11 protein-coding genes are annotated in these 18,328 nt (G+C 39.1%); 10 read left to right on the top strand and 1 reads right to left on the bottom strand.

Going from position 1 to position 18,328, the window contains the following annotated elements:
• The 7 genes from ASU31_RS24945 to ASU31_RS24915 form a co-directional block, all read left to right on the top strand.
• A partial coding sequence (locus ASU31_RS24945) for an exo-alpha-sialidase (protein ID WP_209435066.1) occupies nt 1-419 on the top strand: 419 nt, incomplete at its 5' end.
• A gap of 1 nt (nt 420) precedes the next feature.
• A complete protein-coding gene (locus tag ASU31_RS24940; protein ID WP_245224608.1) occupies nt 421-1,959 on the top strand; it encodes an acetylxylan esterase in 1,539 nt (512 codons plus the stop codon).
• 5 nt (nt 1,960-1,964) lie between these two features.
• Nucleotides 1,965-2,864, top strand: coding sequence for a sugar phosphate isomerase/epimerase family protein (locus ASU31_RS24935; RefSeq protein WP_057934957.1), 900 nt, complete (start codon nt 1,965-1,967; stop codon nt 2,862-2,864).
• On the top strand, nt 2,864-5,374 hold the full coding sequence (locus ASU31_RS24930; RefSeq protein WP_057934956.1) for an L-rhamnose mutarotase: 2,511 nt from the start codon (nt 2,864-2,866) through the stop codon (nt 5,372-5,374). Before ASU31_RS24935 ends, ASU31_RS24930 begins: the two co-directional genes overlap by 1 nt.
• Nucleotides 5,375-5,440: 66 nt before the next feature.
• Nucleotides 5,441-6,526, top strand: a complete 1,086-nt coding sequence (locus tag ASU31_RS24925) for a Gfo/Idh/MocA family protein (protein ID WP_057934962.1) — start codon at nt 5,441-5,443, stop codon at nt 6,524-6,526.
• A 212-nt stretch (nt 6,527-6,738) separates the two neighbouring features.
• Nucleotides 6,739-8,328 (top strand): sodium:solute symporter family transporter, encoded by a 1,590-nt coding sequence (locus ASU31_RS24920; RefSeq protein WP_057934955.1) that lies wholly within the window; start codon nt 6,739-6,741, stop codon nt 8,326-8,328.
• Between the two features lie 141 nt (nt 8,329-8,469).
• Nucleotides 8,470-10,635, top strand: coding sequence for an alpha-L-rhamnosidase-related protein (locus ASU31_RS24915; RefSeq protein WP_057934954.1), 2,166 nt, complete (start codon nt 8,470-8,472; stop codon nt 10,633-10,635).
• Between the two features lie 56 nt (nt 10,636-10,691).
• Here the strand turns inward: ASU31_RS24915 and ASU31_RS24910 are convergent, their stop codons facing one another.
• Nucleotides 10,692-11,465, bottom strand: a complete 774-nt coding sequence (locus ASU31_RS24910) for an IclR family transcriptional regulator (protein ID WP_057934953.1) — start codon at nt 11,463-11,465, stop codon at nt 10,692-10,694.
• 275 nt (nt 11,466-11,740) lie between these two features.
• On the opposite strand from ASU31_RS24910, the gene ASU31_RS24905 reads away from it, so the two are divergent.
• The 3 genes from ASU31_RS24905 (at nt 11,741) to ASU31_RS24895 (ending at nt 18,139) form a co-directional block, all read left to right on the top strand.
• On the top strand, nt 11,741-14,500 hold the full coding sequence (locus ASU31_RS24905; RefSeq protein WP_057934952.1) for a family 78 glycoside hydrolase catalytic domain: 2,760 nt from the start codon (nt 11,741-11,743) through the stop codon (nt 14,498-14,500).
• Nucleotides 14,497-15,609 (top strand): glycoside hydrolase family protein, encoded by a 1,113-nt coding sequence (locus ASU31_RS24900; RefSeq protein ID WP_057934951.1) that lies wholly within the window; start codon nt 14,497-14,499, stop codon nt 15,607-15,609. Before ASU31_RS24905 ends, ASU31_RS24900 begins: the two co-directional genes overlap by 4 nt.
• 106 nt (nt 15,610-15,715) lie before the next feature.
• Nucleotides 15,716-18,139, top strand: a complete 2,424-nt coding sequence (locus ASU31_RS24895) for a glycoside hydrolase family 2 TIM barrel-domain containing protein (RefSeq protein WP_245224607.1) — start codon at nt 15,716-15,718, stop codon at nt 18,137-18,139.
• Nucleotides 18,140-18,328: the final 189 nt, after the last annotated feature.

Below are 18,328 nucleotides of genomic sequence, written 5' to 3'. Positions count from 1 at the left end.
ACGGCGAAACCTGGTCTGCATTAACCAAAACATCATTACCAAATAACAACTCCGGTACAGATGCCGTAACCATGAAAGATGGCCGCCATGTACTGGTTTATAACCATGTTTTGCCTCCGGGTGATTTAGCCAAAGGACCACGTACCCCATTAAATGTTTCCATTTCCAAAGATGGAAAAAAATGGTGCGCAGCATTGATTTTGGAAGATTCACCCATCAGCCAGTATTCTTATCCCGCAGTGATTCAAACCGCTGACGGCATGTTACATTTCATTTATACATGGAGAAGAGAGAAAATTAAACACGTTGTAGTTGATCCTTCGAAGCTAAAATTGAAGAAAATCAAAAATGGTGTTTGGCCAAAACTGAATGGTTATACAGCTCCGGTAATTACTGAAACTAAAAATGAGGAGGGTTAAGATGATAGATTTAACTAGATACACCATTTCGATATTTTGGCAATCGTCATTGCGAGGAGGCACGACGCGGCAATCTATCCTGTCAAGAAAGATTGCTTCGGCTGATGAAAAATCAGCACTCGCAATGACGGGTAGGGTGCTTAAATATTTAGCTATATTATTTATTGCCAATATATCGACTGTAAATAATCTCTCCGCCCAAATCCAAAATACCGATAACCTCTACAAAAAGCCGCTTGTAGAAGTTTTGAAAGAGATTCAAACGCGCTTTAAAGTTCAAATCAAATACTCCGAACCACAGGTAAAAGATAAATGGGTGAACTATGCAGAATGGCGTTTTCGTGCAAACGTTGATGAAACAATATCGAATGTGCTTGCCCCTTTGGATATGAAAGTAAACAAAGAAAAGCCTGGCGTTTACAAATTAAAAGAATACGAATATTACCGTTGGGAAGTTCAGGATGGATGGGCCTACCTGGATAGTTTGGCAACAAAATACCACGACCAGGCCAGTTGGGAAAAACGTAAGGCACAAATAAAGCCCGAGTTATACCAAGCCTTATTGTTATCGCCATTGCCCGCCAAACCAGATTCAAAACCGATTATCACCGCGAAAAGAATTTTTGATGGTTATTCGGTAGAAAACATTGCATTGGAAATTTTACCTGGGGTTTGGATTAACGGTTCGCTATATAAACCGTTAAATTTTAAAGGAAAAATCCCATTGGTTTTAAGTCCGGACGGACACTGGGAAAAACAACGTTTTAGACCAGATTGCCAGATCCGCTGTGCAATGATTGCCAGAATGGGAGCAATGGCTTTTAGTTACGATTTATTTGCCTGGGGCGAATCGATGCTCCAGTTTAAATATGAAGATCACCGTAAAAGCTTGGCGCAAACCGTTCAGGCTTTGGGAGGAATCAGGATTTTAGACTACTTCAGTGCGCTAAAAGAAACTGATACATCCAGAATTGGCATCAGTGGAGGTTCAGGTGCAGGAAGTCATTCTATTTTAATGACCGCCATGGATGACAGGATTAAACTAAGTGCGCCAGTAGTGGCGATGTCATCTTACTTTTATGGTGGCTGTCCTTGCGAAAGCGGAATGCCAATCCATCAGTGTGGTGGCGGAACTGATAATGTAGAACTGGCTGCAATGGCAGCACCTCGTCCCCAGTTATTGGTGTCAGATGGTAGCGACTGGACGGCACACACGCCCGAACATGATTTTCCTTATTTACAAAAAATGTACAGTTATTATGGTGTGAAAGATAAAGTCGAAAATGTTCATCTTCCTGATGAAAAACATGATTTTGGCATTAATAAACGTATTGCACTTTATGATTTTCTGATCAAAAACTTCAAACTAAATGGTACTGCAGTTAAAGATAAAACTGGTAAATACGATGAAAGTAAAGTAACCATCGAAAAGGAAAATGCCCTTTATGTTTTTGGCGATAAAGGTGAAAAACTGCCTAAAAATGCAGTGATGGGATTTGAAAATCTGGAAAAATTATTCCCTTTAAGCGCAAGCAAATAATAGATATGGAGCATCAAAACAGAAGGTCTTTTATTGGTAATGTGGCATTGCTAACAGGCACTTTAATGATTCCAAATCAATTGCTTTATGCCGTAGAGAAAAAGAACAGGTATAAGATTGCGGTGATTGATTTAATGATCTTGAAACGGCAGAAAATCAGTGCTTTGCCGCTGGCTAAAGAAATTGGTGCAGACGGATTAGAAATCGATATGGGTGGTTTGGGCGATCGGGAAACATTTGACAATAAACTAGCAGACCCAAAACTTAGGCAAGAATATTTGGATAAAGCTAAAGAACTGAATTTGGAGTTCTGCTCATTGGCGATGACCGGCTTTTATGCGCAATCATTTGCCAAGCGACCAACTTATCAGAAAATGATACAGGATTGTTTGGATACTGCTAAGTCAATGAATATTAAAGTGGTGTTTCTTCCATTAGGTATTCAAGGTGATTTAGTTAAAAATCCAGAACTGCGCGAACCTATTGTAGAAAGGCTAAAAGTTGCTGGAAAAATGGCCGCCAAAGCCAGAATTACGATTGGAATTGAAAGTGCTTTAGATGCAAAAGGCGAATTACAACTGTTAAAAGATATTGATTGCAAGCATGTTAAAAGTTATTTCAATTTCTCGAACGCAATAAAAAATGGAAGAGATTTACACGAAGAGCTGAGAATTTTAGGCAAAAAGAACATCGTTCAAATCCATGCCACAAACGAGGATGGTGTTTGGTTACAGAACGATCCTAAAATTGATTTGAACAAAGTTAAAGAAACTTTAGATGATATGGGCTGGAGTGGTTGGTTAGTGGTAGAAAGAAGCCGGGATGCCAAACAGCCAACGAATGTAAAATATAATTTTAGCGCCAATACCAGCTACCTGAAATCTGTTTTTCAAAACAAAAAATGATGAGAAGAATTAGTGTTGCCATTTTAACGATATTAAGTTTATCGTGCTTAAAAGCAAGCGCAGCAGATATTTACGTATCCATAAATGGTTCTGATGCTAATTTAGGCACAAAGGAAAAACCATTAGCCACGCTACATTCAGCCATCAGAAAAGCCCGCGAATTGAGGCGCTTAAATGATATTTCAGTTAAAGGCGGAATCAGGATTATTATCAGCAAAGGTTTTTATCAATTGCACGAACCCGTAGTTCTTCGACCTGAAGATTCTGGTACAAAAGATAGTCCGACAGAAATTATTTCAGCACTTAATGAAAAAGTTATTTTAAGCGGAGGAGTTCAAATAAAAAACTGGAAAAAGTTAAATCAAACAGTTGCTGGTCTGCCAAAAGAATCTATCGGGAAAGTTTGGGTTACGGATATTCCAAATTTAGATGGGGGCGACCTACAGTTCAGACAGCTGTGGGTAAATGGTAATAAGGCCGTTCGCGCAAAAAACTACAATGGTGAACAAATGGGGAGAATTTTATCATGGGATAGCGAAAAGCAAACCTGTAAAGTTCCACTTCAAAAAAACATCAGTTTAGCCAATATCAAAGGAATGGAAATGCTGATCCACCAGTGGTGGGCCATTGCAAATCTTCGCGTAAAGTCTGTTAAAATTGTAGGTAATGCTGCAGAACTTTCTTTTATGCAGCCCGAAAGCAGGATCCAATCCGAGCATCCATGGCCGGCACCATGGATTTCAGACAAAACAGGGAATTCTGCTTTTTACCTTACAAATGCCATTCAGTTCCTGAACGAACCTGGTGAATGGTTCGAAGATCTGCAAAACCACAAGCTTTATTATTGGCCAAAAGCATCAGAAAATATGCTAAATACCGAAATAATTGCTCCGGCTTTAGAAAACCTGGTCAAAATAGAGGGAACAGTTGATCAACCAGTTTCCTATGTGAGTTTCAAGGGTATTTCCTTTCAGCATTCCACTTGGTTGAGGCCATCAAAACAAGGCCATGTGCCACATCAGGCGGGCATGTATATGCTTGATGCCTATAAACTCGAAAAAGCAGGGACACCAGATAAACCTACACTAGAAAATCAGGCTTGGGTTGGCCGTCCAGCTGCTGCAGTAGAAGTGAGTTATGCAAACAACACAACCTTTCGATATTGTCGGTTCGAGCATTTGGCATCAACAGGTTTGGATTATAAAAAAGGAACTGCTGAGAACGAAATCAAAGGCAATTTATTTAAGGACATTGGTGGTTCAGCCATTCTAATCGGAACTTTCTCTGATGAAGCGACGGAAGTACATTTGCCTTATAACCCCACGGATCAAAGGGAAATTTCGACCAATAACACCATCGAGAATAACCTGATTACCAGTGTAACCAACGAAGATTGGGGTGCAGTTGGCATTGGTGCAGGATATGTTCGGGGGATTAAAATTCTTCATAATGAAATTAACGATGTGTCTTATTCGGGCATCAGCGTGGGCTGGGGCTGGACGAAAACGAAAAACGCGATGGAAAACAATACCATTAGCGGCAATAAGATCCATCACTATGGAAAACATATGTACGATGTGGCCGGGATTTATACTTTGTCAGCCCAACCGGGATCATTCATCACCGACAATTTGGTGGATAGCATATACAAAGCGCCATATTCGCACCTGCCTGAGCATTGGTTTTATCTTTATACCGATGAAGGTTCCTCGTATTTTACCATCAAAAATAACTGGACGCCAACTGAAAAGTATCTTCAAAATGCCAACGGACCAGGCAATTTGTGGGAAAGCAATGGACCAAAAGTTACCGATCATATCAAACAAAATGCAGGTTTGGAAAAACCTTTTCAATATTTGTTAAAAGAAAAAGCCAGTTATTCGAAAAGAGGTATCAATCAGGCTGTAGATCAATCTGTTGTGTTCGAATTGCTTTTTAAATCGGATAATCTGCCGGGTAACAGTACCTTAAAAACTTTTGCAAGAGAAAATAACCTCCTGCCAGGTTCAATTTATAAATGGAACAACCGATTGGTTATTTATACTTCAAGTTTAAAAGTGGAGAGTTTGCAACAAACTTTAAAACGCTTAAATGCGATAGAAATTAAGTTGTACGATAATCTTTTTTACGATTTCGATAGAGAAAAGAATTGTGGTGATAAGCCCGTAGCAGAATGGGATAACATCATTTTATCAGCCAATTTGGTGAAGGATGAAAAACTCCAGAAAGAATACCTGGCTTACCACAAAACACAGTTCGAAAAATGGCCAGAGATATCGAAAGGATTTTGCAGGGCCGAGTTTCAGCGGTTGGCCATCTTTAAAAACGATAGACAGTTAATGCTGATCATTAGTATTCCTAGAGGAAAAAGTTTAGATGAATTGAATCCAAAAACCACTGAGAACAATCCAAAAGTGGACGAATGGAATGCAATAATGAAAAAATACCAGGAAGGAATTGAAGGAACAAAACCCCAAGAGGTTTGGGTTTTCTTTAAACCAATAGAATAGAGGACTTATTGTCCCCCTTTGGGGGGGCAGGGGAAGGAAAACAATAACGCTTATAAAAATAATATCATGTTAAGATTAGGGATTTTAGGTTTAGGAGAGGGCAGAAGCACAATATCTGCATCATTATCAAGTAGAAAATTTAAGCTCATCCAGATTTGCGATGCAAATAAAAAGCTTTGCGAAGAACGGGCTTTAGAATTTGATTTTCAAAACTGGACAACCAATTACGAGGATATGTTAACCAGCGACAAAATCGATATGATTGCGATTTACACACCGGATCATCTGCATTTTGAGCACATTAAATTGGCGCTTGAACACGGAAAGCATGTGGTGTGTACCAAACCATTTATCGATGATTTAGCTCAAGCCAATGAGCTGTTGGAGTTAGCAAAGAAATCAAGAAAAAAGATTTTCGTTGGACAAAGCTCTCGTTTTTTTGAGCCAGCTATGCGCCAGAAGAAAGATTTTGATGCAGGTTTAATCGGAGAACTGATCACTATCGAAAGTCATTACCATGCCGATCACCGTTGGTTTTTGGAAAAAGGTTGGTCGTTAAAACAGTCATTTAAATGGCTGTATGGCGGTTTAAGTCACCCTGTTGATTTTATCAGGTGGTACATGCCCGATATTGAAGAAGTTATGGGTTACGGCATGTTGAGCAGTAATGGTTTAAAAGCCGGGCTGAAAAATCAAGATACCATGCACTTTATTTTCAAGGCCAAAGATGGCAGAATTGCAAGGGTTAGTGGTGCTTATACTGGCCCAACACAACCCGCAAGCCGTGATAGTGGTATGAGCTGTATCCTGCGTGGAACAGAAGGTGCAAGTCAGGCCGATTACCACGAACTACGTTATTCCATTACGACCAACACTGGCGAAGAAAAGATTATCACCTGGGGCGACGCCACGTTAAAACATTATTTCCGTTTTGAAGGACAAAGCCATCACGCCGGGGAATACCAGAATTATTTGGAATATTTTGCAGATAGCATTAACAATAATTTTACCGCATACCCTGATTTAAAAGAAGGCATCGGAACCGTTGCATTATTACAGGCGATGGATCAATCTTTAGAAACAGGTTTGCCAGTAAAAGTTGATGAGATTTTGAAAGCAAATCACATTATAAAGGAATCGATAGGATTGTAAAAGCGGAGCGTCATCTCGACTGGAGCGCAGTGAAACGGAGAGATCTGTCTAGATAGATTTCTATCAGGTAAAATAGATGCTGAAATAAATCCGATAGCTATCGGATCAGCATGACGTAACTATAAAAATGGTCGTCACGACTCCGTGAATACTGTGATTCCGTGGCAAAAAACAATAGAAATAACATAACCGAACTAACCAAAATACACCTAATGGGAAACATTGTAGAACGATTAACCAGTTTAGATTACTTTATCGTAATTGCTTACCTCATTATTCTGATCATCATTGGTTATCGGGCCAGTTTTTCTAAAAAGAAGAACAATGATGAGACCTTATTCCTGGCCAATAAATCATTAAACTGGAGCAGCATCGGTTTCAACATGTGGGGTACTAATGTAGGTCCCTCGATGTTATTGGCTTTTGCTAGTATTGGCTATAGTACCGGTATCGTAGCCGTTAATTTCGATTGGTATGCTTTTATCTTTTTATTCTTACTGGCCATTGTTTTCGCCCCAAAATACCTTGCTGCCAAAGTGAGTACCATGCCCGAGTTTATGGGAAACCGTTATGGCGATTCTACACAAAACATCCTCGCCTGGTATGCACTGGTTAAAATTTTAATCTCGTGGTTATCGCTTGGTTTGTTTGCAGGAGGTTTTTTGGTCCGTCAGATTTTGGGAATACCAATGTGGCAGTCGGTTACTGTATTGGTTGCTTTTGCTGGACTGTTTACCTTTTTCGGTGGTTTAAAAGCCATTGCCAAAGTGAACGTATTCCAGATGATTTTATTGATTGCTGTTTCCTTATCGCTTATGCTTTTGGGACTGAATAAAGTTGGTGGACTTTCTGCTTTATATCAAAAAACGCCGCATCATTTCTGGAATTTAATCCAACCTGCCAGCGATCCAAAATATCCATGGTATGCCATTTTATTGGGTTATCCGGTTGCAGCTGTGGCCTTTTTCTGTACCGATCAATCGATGGTTCAATCGGTTTTAGGTGCTAAAAACTTAAAACAAGGGCAGTTGGGCGTGAGTTTTATTGGCTGGTTAAAAATCCTTTCCCTACCCTTATTTATTGGAACAGGAATCCTTTGTTATGTGTTATTTCCTGGTTTAAAAGATCCGAACGAAGCTTACATGACCATGGTAACCAATTTATTTCCTCCTGGTATGAATGGCCTGGTAATCGTTGTGCTGATTGCCGTTTTAGTGGGTACCATAGGATCTTCCTTAAATTCGTTAAGTACCGTTTTTACGATGGATATTTATGTGAAGAAAATCAACCCACAGGCGAGTAATAAACAGATCATCCGCATTGGCCGATGGGCAGTAGTTGCAGGATGTATTTTTGCAGTTGTAGTGGTTTTGGCCATAGATAACATCAAGGGTTTGAATCTATTCGATGTTTTTCAATCGGTTTTGGGCTTTATTGCACCGCCATTATCAGTCGTGTTTTTACTCACCGTTTTCTGGAAAAGAACCACAAGGAAAGCGGTGAATTTTACACTTTCAATCGGCTCAATTTTAAGCTTGGGTGTTGGTGTAACTTATCTCTGGATTTTACCGTCAGATAAATACACTTTCTGGCCACATTATCTGATGCTTTCGTTTTTCATTTTCGCAGGATTAATGATCATCGCGATTTTGATTTCTTTACTGGATAGATCGCCAAGTATTTACACGGTTAATGAAGAACACCAGGCCAATATAGAAAAACCAGCCAAATCGGTTTGGATTTCGTGGATAGCGCTTGCAATCGTAATGGTTGCACTTTACCTTTTCTTTAACGGGCATTAAAATTAGAACGGTCATCATTTCGACTGAAGTGTAACGGAATGGAGAAATCTATGAAGTTATATGGCTAAAAGATTTCTCCTCCGAAGGAGTTCCTTAGGAACGCTACGGTCGAAATGACGATAAATATAAAAACTTAACGATATGAAAAACTTAAAAAAACTTATCCTCCTCACCATTTTCACCTGCTCGGCGGCACAACTTTTCGCGCAAAAGGCATCCTGGATTTGGTACCCTGGCGACTTAGATATCTACATGAGCAATGTAATGCAGAACCGCAGAACTGAAAGAGGGTCTTTTTTTCCTGTCTTCTGGAAAATGGACAGTCATTATGTTCTGGTCGATTTTCACAAAGAATTTAATCTTGCTCAATCGGAAGAGGTTAAGTTGTTTGTAGAAGGTACTTACAACGTTAAAATCGATGGTCAGGCCATTGCGGGCTTTCCAAAAAGCATTCAGATTCCAGCAGGAAAACACAAATTAAGTTTGAAGGTTTACAACCAGGCTAACGTGCCAGCAATTTTTGTTCAGGGTAAAACGGTAGTTTCTGATGAAACCTGGCTCACTACTTTCGAAGATAAAGAATGGATCGATGCGAGTGGAAAAACCTCTGATAAATCAGGAACTACCTTTGTTTCAGCTGGCTCATGGAATTTAACCGATCCAACTAAATTGCCATCACAGTTTAAATTGCCCGTTGTGGCGCAATCGGCCATTAAAACTGAAAAGGTAAATAATGGTGCAATTTCCGATTTCGGAAAAGAAACTTTTGGTTTTATAAAAGTGCATGGTTTGAAGGGAAAGGGAAGGCTGAGTATTTATTACGGAGAATCGAAAGAAGAAGCCTTATCAACCGATAAATGTGAAACCTTAGATTATCTCGATATTGACCGCTCTCAGAAAAAAGATTCGATTATGCCGCTTTCAAAAGCCTTCAGGTATGTCAATTATCAATCTGAAGGTTCGGTATCTGCCGATTCTGTTTCCATGTTATACGAATATGCTCCTGTAACGGAACGTGGAAGTTTTAAATCATCAGACTCAGAACTAAACAAAATCTACGATGTAGCCAAATATACCTTCCATTTAAATACCCGCGAATTCTTTATTGATGGCATAAAACGCGATCGCTGGGTATGGAGTGGCGATGCTTATCAAAGTTATTTGATGAACTACTATTCGTTTTTTGATGCGCCAACCGTTAAAAGAACTTTATTGGCCCAGCGGGGAAAAGATCCGGTAACGGCGCATATCAATACCATTATGGATTACTCTTTTTATTGGTTTTTAGGAATTTATGATTACTATAAATTTACTGGCGACCAGAAATTCGTACAGGATATTTACCCACGAATGCAGTCGTTAATGACCTACATCGATGGAAGAAAGAATAAAAATGGCCTGTTAGAATGGATGCCTGGTGACTGGATTTTTATCGATTGGGCAGATAAACTGAGTAAAGATGGCGAAGTAAGTTTCGAGCAGTTGTTATATGCCAGAAGTTTAGAAACAATGGCTTTATGCGCCAAATTAGCCAATGATACAGAAGGCGTTGCTAAATATGATAAACAGGCTAAAGAACTGAAAAACAAGATTTTTGAACTTTATTGGAACCAAAATAAACATGCTCTGGTTCATAGTCGCGTTGACGATAAACAGACCGATAATGTAACCCGCTATGCCAACATGTTCGGCATTTTCTTTGATTATTTTACACCAGAACAAAAGTTATCGGTTAAAAAGAATGTGTTATTAAACGATCAGATCGCTAAAATTACCACACCATATATGCGTTTTTATGAGCTTGAAGCATTATGTGCCATGGGCGAACAATCTTATGTATTAAAGGAAATGAAAAATTATTGGGGCGGCATGTTAAAATTGGGTGCAACTTCTTTTTGGGAAGAATACAATCCAGATAAAAAAGGAACAGAACATTTAGCGATGTATGGCCGTCCGTTTGGAAAAAGCCTTTGCCACGCCTGGGGAGCCAGTCCGATTTATTTATTGGGAAAATATTATTTAGGCATACAACCTACCACACCAGGTTATGAAACTTACACCATTGAACCCAATTTAGGTGGTTTGGAATGGATGGAAGGTAAAATACCAACAGCCAATGGCGATATATCAGTGTATTGCAGCAAAAAAGAAATCAAAGTTTCTTCTCCAACAGGTGTAGGAAAACTAAAGATAAAAAGCAAAACCAAACCAGTTATAAAAGGTGCTGAAGTGAAAGAAGTATCGAAAGGTTCGTATGAAATTACAATTGAAAAGGGTAAGGATTATAACGTGAAGTATTCTGGTTAGTTTTCGTTATTGTAAACCTATCAGGTTTTTAAAACCTGATAGGTTTGAAAAGAGGCTTAAACCCCAATCCTTTGCTCTATTTTTTTAACGCATTTATAGGCCTCGGCAAGGATCACATCATTTTCAATCGCTTGATCTACATTTATAGCATTTAACATCGAAATGGTTAAACAGGCGATAATTCCATTATTGCCATTAATACCAATTGGTACCGAAAGATCGGTTACACCCGAAACCGAGTCACTGTTTTTGAAATATGAACCCGTTTGCTGAATATCTTCCAATGAAGTCAAAAAATCTTCTTGCTGGGCTTTAGGATATTTCTTAAATATGGCATTGTTTTTTAAAGTGGTATTCCTTTCATCATCCGACATGTAAGCCAATAAAACCTTTCCTGATGCAGTTAAAGGCAATGGAAACAAATTTCCCTCTTCAATAGAAAGTGCAATCGGCCCAGGGCTTTTGGCATGAATAATCACCATTACCTGGTTCATGTACAAAATACTCAAATGGCAAGATTGACGGATACTGTTTGCCAGTTCTTCTAAAGGAAACTGGGCAGCTTTACGCAGTTCATCAATAGGTGAGTGCCTGTGCGAGAGGTAAAAAAGCTTTAGCGACAGCCTATACTTGCCCGAAACTTCATCACGTAAAATATAGCCGCGACTTTCCAGACTCATTAACATCCTGTAAATTTCGTTGGGTGTTTTCTCAATACCAATAGCAATTTCAGTTTGAGACAATGGGATAGATTGTGCTGATAAATACTCCAGTATATCAAGTCCTTTATCCAAAGCAGGGGCTTGGTACTTTGATTCTTTTTCGTTCATACGGGTTTAAATTTGGCTGTATCGTATTTTTTACAATTTCAAACATACAAAATGCTTTCTTATTTATCCAAGAGAAGATTTTGTATAATTTAAATACGAATATATGTTTTCATATTTAAAAAAAACATTTATATTTGAATTAGAGATAGTGTTTTAAAGTTACGGAATTTAAAAGGCTTAATTCTATAGAATTGAGAATTTATTTCTAAAAAAAATTATCACTGATGACCATTTATAAACCTAACCAAAACATCCGAAACGGTGTGCAATAGTGAATGAGCAAACTTGTAATATTTTCTTGGCTTTATCTGTTAAGCATTCCGCTTTTTGCGCAAGATATTAAGGTTGCTCAATTGGATTGTGAGTATCGGAATAATCCTATTGGTATTGATGTTCTTTCTCCTGGTTTAAGCTGGAAACTGCAATCAGCTAAACACAATATCATGCAAACAAGCTATCAAATCGTAGTTTCTAGCAGTTTAAGCAATTTAAATAAAAATATTTGGGATGTTTGGGACACCAAAAAAGTAAACGCTGGCCAATCGTTACAGATTAAATATAAAGGTAAAAAGTTATTATCAGGCAAAACCTATTATTGGAAAGTCCGTGTTTGGGATAATTTCGGAAATGAATCTGCATGGAGCGCTTCGGCCTTTTGGCAAATGGGATTGCTCAGCACGGCCGATTGGAAAGGTGCAAAATGGATTGCCTACGAAAAACTGACGGATTCTAATGTAAATAGTCTGCCAACGGATGGTAAAAAAGACAAATTCATTGGCAATAACATCTTACCAATGTTCCGCAAAGGTTTTACGGTAACAAAAACAATTAAAAAAGCCACAGTTTTTATTTCTGGTTTAGGCCATTTCGAAATGAGTTTAAACGGAGCGAAAGTTGGTGATGACTTTTTAGCGCCTGGCTGGACGAAGTATGATAAAGAGGCCTTGTACCTGACTTATGATTTAACCAAACAGCTCAAGAAAGGCGAAAATGCAATCGGAGTGATGCTGGGCAATGGTTTTTATTATATTCCTCCTGTTAAAGAAAGGTACAGAAAATTAAAAGTAGCCTATGGTTATCCGAAAATGATCTGCAGGCTGTTGATCGAATATACGGATGGAACTTCGGCTAATATCATCAGTAACCAAAGTTGGAAAACCGCGCCATCGCCCATAACTTTTTCAAGCATTTACGGTGGAGAAGATTACAATGCTAACCTCGAACAAAAAGGCTGGAATTTAGCGGGTTTTAATGATAGCAAATGGAAATCATCGTTATTGGTTGATGGTCCGGAATTAAATGCACAGAAAGAAGAACCTGTAAAGATTTTCGAAAACTTTTCACCTCAAAATATTAATGCGCTTGCCAATGGCGAATGGATTTATGATATGGGGCAGAACGCTTCTGCAATTATCGAATTGAAAGTCCGGGGAAAAAAAGGCGATACTGTCCGCATTACCCCAGCTGAATTATTAAAAGCTGATGGTTCGGTAACACAAAAAAATATCGGCAGCCCATCTTATTTTACCTACATTTTAAAAGGCGATGGTTTGGAAACCTGGCGGCCTAAATTCTTTTATACAGGCTTTCGCTACCTGCAGGTTAAAGGATCCGTTCCAGGCGGTAAAGAAAATCCATCCAACAAATCTGTAATAGAAGCTTTAAAAGCTTTACATATCCGAAATGCTGCTGAGCAGGTGGGTAAATTTTCATCCTCGAACGAGTTGTTCAATAAAACTTTTAGCCTGATTGATTGGGCCATTAAAAGCAACATGGTTAGTGTTTTTACGGATTGTCCACACCGTGAAAAATTGGGCTGGTTGGAGGAATTGCATTTAATGGGCAGTTCTGTAAGATATAATTACAATGCTGCACCTTTGTTTAAAAAAGCCCTGCAAGACATGAAAAACTCGCAATTGGCTAGCGGCCTGATTCCTGAAATTGCGCCTGAGTATGTAAAATTTGAATGGGGTGGCGATATGTTCCGCGATTCGCCGGAATGGGGCAGCAGTGGCATTTTAATGCCATGGTACCTGTACCAATGGTATGGCGATAAACAAGCTATGGTTGATTATTACCCGATGATGCAGCGTTACATCACTTATTTAGGTACCAAAGCAAATCACCGTATTTTATCGCAGGGTTTAGGCGATTGGTATGATTTGGGGCCAAAACCTCCCGGCGTTTCTCAGTTAACGCCAATGGGGGTTACGGGTACGGCCATTTATTATTATGATTTAAAAATTTTAGAAAAAACGGCTACACTTCTGGGCAAAAAGGCTGATGCAATAGCCTATGCGAAACTTGCCATTGAAGTGAAAAATGCTTTTAACCATAAATTCTTTGATGCAAAAAGCAGACAGTATGCAACGGGATCTCAAACTGCAAATGCAATGGCGGTTTATATGGAATTGGTTGAAGAAAAGCATAAAAATGCAGTAATCGAGAATTTAGTTAAAGATATCAGAGATCGTAAAAACAGTTTAACAGCAGGCGATATAGGTTATCGTTATGTGCTGCGTGTTTTAGAAGATGCTGGAAAATCGGACGTGATTTTTGATATGAACAGCCGTTCGGATGTACCAGGTTATGGCATGCAGCTGGCCAAAGGCGCAACGGCTTTAACCGAATCGTGGGCCGCTTTGCCAACCGTATCCAACAATCATTTTATGCTTGGGCACTTAATGGAATGGTTGTATAGTGGGGTTGGCGGTATCCGCCAGGCAGAAAATTCAATCGCTTTTAACCATATTAAAATCGAACCAGAAGTTGTGGGCGATTTAACCTCAGCTGATGTGCGTTACAATTCGCCTTACGGCAAAATTTCGTGCAAATGGGAAAAAACAGACCGAACTTTTACACTAGAGGTGAATGTTCCGGTAAATACGAAAGCAACAATTTACTTTCCGGTTTTGCCGAAATATGAAATCTCCGAGGAATACAATTCGACGTTTACGGATGCAGGAATAGAAGCCGGGAAAGTTAAGGTTGCTGTAGGATCAGGTTATTATAAGTTTAATTTAAAGTACAAATGAAAAAGATAATCCTCGCATTTTTCCTTTTTGTAAGTGCATTAACATTGAATGCTCAAACCATCAATCCTGTTTCATCCGAAACCATGGAAAAAATTTATCAGGAAATAAAAACGCCTTATAAATATGGCCTGGTAATGGTTCCTGAAGATAATCAGCATAAAATGGATTGTCCAACAGTTTTCCGCAAAGGGAAGTTTTGGTACATGACCTACCTTATTTTTAGTGGTCGTGGTTACGAAACCTGGCTGGCAAAAAGTAAAGATTTATTGCACTGGGAAAATCAGGGCAAACTGATGTCGTTTGGAGATGCTGGCCATTGGGACGATAACCAAAAGGCAGGTTATAATGCTTTATTGGATACCAAATGGGGCGGAAGTTATGCCTTAAACACGTTTGATGGCAAATATTGGATGTCGTATTTCGGTGGTAAAGAAAAAGGATATGAAGTGGAACCCTTATCCATTGGAATGGCTTATACCACAAAAGATCCATCAATGGTTCAAGAATGGAATAGGCTGGATAAACCCGTTTTGACTTCGGGTGATGAAGATGTACGTTGGTGGGAAAACCGGAACAAATTATTTAAAAGTACGGTAATTGAAGATAAACAAAAATTAACGGGACATCGGTTTGTAATGTATTACAATGCTGTGGGCGATTCTTTGGTGAACAATAAAAAAACACGCTGGTACGAACGGATCGGCATGGCAGTTTCTGATGACATGATTCATTGGCAGCGCTTTAATAAAAATCCTGTTGTTCATCATCCTGTTGGCATTACAGGAGATGCTGTAATTCAAAACATTAATGGAACCTGGGTAATGTTTTACTTCGGTGCTTTCTGGCAGGATAGAAAGGGTTCATTTAACCGCTTTGCTGCCTCAAATGACTTGGTAAACTGGACCGATTGGACTGGCAATAACTTAATAGAATCGTCAGAAAAATACGATGAATTGTACGCACATAAATCTTTTGTACTGAAATATAAAGGCACGGTGTACCATTTTTATTGTGCGGTTAACAAACAGGATCAGCGTGGAATTGCCGTGGCTACATCGAAAGATTTAGGCAAAAGTAAAGTGAATTTTGTAAGTGAAAAGAAGAATTAAGATGAAGAGGCCAGAGACAATATTAAGGTTTAAACTATTTCCAACTGCCAAGGTTCGTGTCCTCACGAACCTCAAGGTCAATTTCATTTTCAAATTAATATTGGCATTGACCTTATTAAGTGGAACTGCATTCGCACAATCGCGCACCAGAATAAGTTTTAACAAAGATTGGAAATTCTTTTTAGGAGACGAACCAAATGCAAAATCTCTGGCATACAACGATCTTAAATGGAGAAAACTCACTTTACCGCACGATTGGAGTATTGAAGGTAAATTCGACGAGAAAAACCCTGCAAAACCTGAAGGTGGTGGTTTACCCACAGGTATTGGCTGGTACAGAAAAGAATTTATTGCTCCTGCCAATTTTAAGGATAGATTAATCACTGTCGAATTCGATGGCGTGTATAAAAATAGTGAAGTTTGGATCAATGGTCAATATTTAGGCAAAAGACCTTACGGTTACAGCTCTTTTTCTTACGAGATCAGCAAATTTTTAAAAGCTGGAAAAAATAGCATTGCAGTTAAAGTTGATAATTCAGCACAGCCTGATTCGCGCTGGTATTCAGGTTCGGGGATTTACAGAAATGTTTGGCTTACATCTGCAGCAAAAGTTTCAATTAAACACAATGGCACTTTTGTAAAAACCTTCCTAATCAGCGGCGATAAAGGTCAAAGCAACGAAAGCAGAAAATTAAAACCTGGTGAAAGTATCGCGTCGGTAAATGCTGAAATTGAAATTGAAAATAAATTCAAAACAAAAGGTGTTTATAAAATTCTAACGACCATTTTGGACGATAAAAATAGCCAACTGCAAAAAAAGGAGTGGCCCCTCAATACAAGTGAAACTTCTATAACAATGATGATTAGCGGCCTTGGAATAGCTAATCCTAAACTGTGGTCTGTTGATCATCCTACAATGTACAAGTTGGTGGTAGAAATTGCACAAGCTGATGGGAAGATTATTGATCAATATACAACACCTTTTGGCGTACGTGATTTCAATTTCGATGCAGTTAAAGGCTTTTCATTAAACGGAAAACCAATGAAAATTTTAGGTGTTTGTCTGCACCACGATTTAGGCGCCCTGGGTGCTGCTGTGAATGTGAGGGCTATGGAACGCCAGCTGGAAATTATGAAAGCAATGGGGGTAAACGCCATCCGTACAGCGCATAACCCACCTGCGCCTGAGTTTTTAGATTTATGCGATAAAATGGGTTTCCTGGTTATGGACGAAGCTTTCGATATGTGGGCGAAAAAGAAAACCAAAAACGATTACCACCTCGATTTTCCAGCCTGGCACAAAAGAGATCTGGAAGAGATGATTAAACGCGATCGTAACCACCCATCCATTATCCTTTGGAGCATCGGCAACGAAATCCGCGAACAGTTTGATAGTACAGGCATTGCGATTACAAAAGAATTGGTTGGAATCGTTAAAAACTTAGATAAAACCCGGCCTGTAATTTCAGCTTTAACAGAAACAAAAGCCGAAAAGAATTTTATCTACCAAGCCAATGCATTAGATATCTATGGATTAAACTACAACCACAAACTGTATAAAGATTTCCCTATAAATTATCCTGGCGTTAAGTTTTTGGCTACAGAAACCACTTCCGCTTTAGAAACCAGAGGCTTTTACGATACTGCCGATACTATCCGTCGCTGGCCAAAAGATGGAAAAACGAAATTTACAGAAGGAAATAATGAGTGGTCGGCATCTGCCTACGACAATGTTTCAGCCTATTGGGGGTCTACACATGAAGAAACCTGGGCAGCAGCAAAAAAGTATGATCATGTTTCGGGTTTATTTGTTTGGACGGGTTTCGATTACCTGGGCGAGCCTTTACCTTATCCGTGGCCAGCAAGAAGCTCATACTTTGGAATCGTTGATTTAGCAGGTTTTCCGAAGGATTCATATTACATGTACCAGAGCGAGTGGACAAACAAACCTGTATTACACATTCTGCCTCATTGGAACTGGAAACAAGGAAAATCGGTTGAAGTATGGGCTTATTACAACAATGCTGATGAAGTAGAATTGTACCTGAACGGAAAATCATTAGGAAAAAAATCAAAACAAGGCGATGATTTACATGTACACTGGAATGTGTCTTTTGAGCCTGGAACTTTAAAAGCAGTATCCCGTAAAAGCGGCAAAGATGTTTTAATACGTGAAGTGAAAACCGCAGGAGATCCTGCAAAAATTGAATTAATCGCTGATAGAAAAAATATTAAAGCTGATGGTAAGGATTTATCGTTTGTAACGGTTCGCGTTTTGGACGCTGCTGGCAACGTAGTTCCTGATGCTGATAATCTGGTTGATTTTCAGGTTGAAGGTGTCGGCTTTATTGCAGGTGTTGATAATGGGTTTCAGGCCAGCTTAGAGCCATTTAAAGCCAATTATCGCAAAGCTTTCCATGGTTTATGTTTAGCCATTTTGCAATCAACAGAAAAAACCGGAACCATAAAATTAACAGCTTCATCAGCAGGTTTAGCATCATCATCAATAATTATAAAAACAGGAAAATAGAATAACCGAAATAAGTAAAATAAGAACATGGTCGGTGGGGACACCAACCATTAGCTAAAAAGAAGAAATAAAGTGGAGAAGATAATTAATTAAAAGGAATAACCTGAAACCGTAGCGCTTTCGCCGTGGTTCGTGTCACCACGAACCAAAAATTTAAGACCTATCGGTTGGTGTCTCACCAACCGAAAT

Source organism: Pedobacter ginsenosidimutans (assembly GCF_001442625.1).
GTDB classification, from domain to species: Bacteria; Bacteroidota; Bacteroidia; order Sphingobacteriales; family Sphingobacteriaceae; genus Pedobacter; species Pedobacter ginsenosidimutans.
Note: the sequence above shows the minus strand (reverse complement) of the source record. Positions and strands in the feature narration are given on the sequence as shown.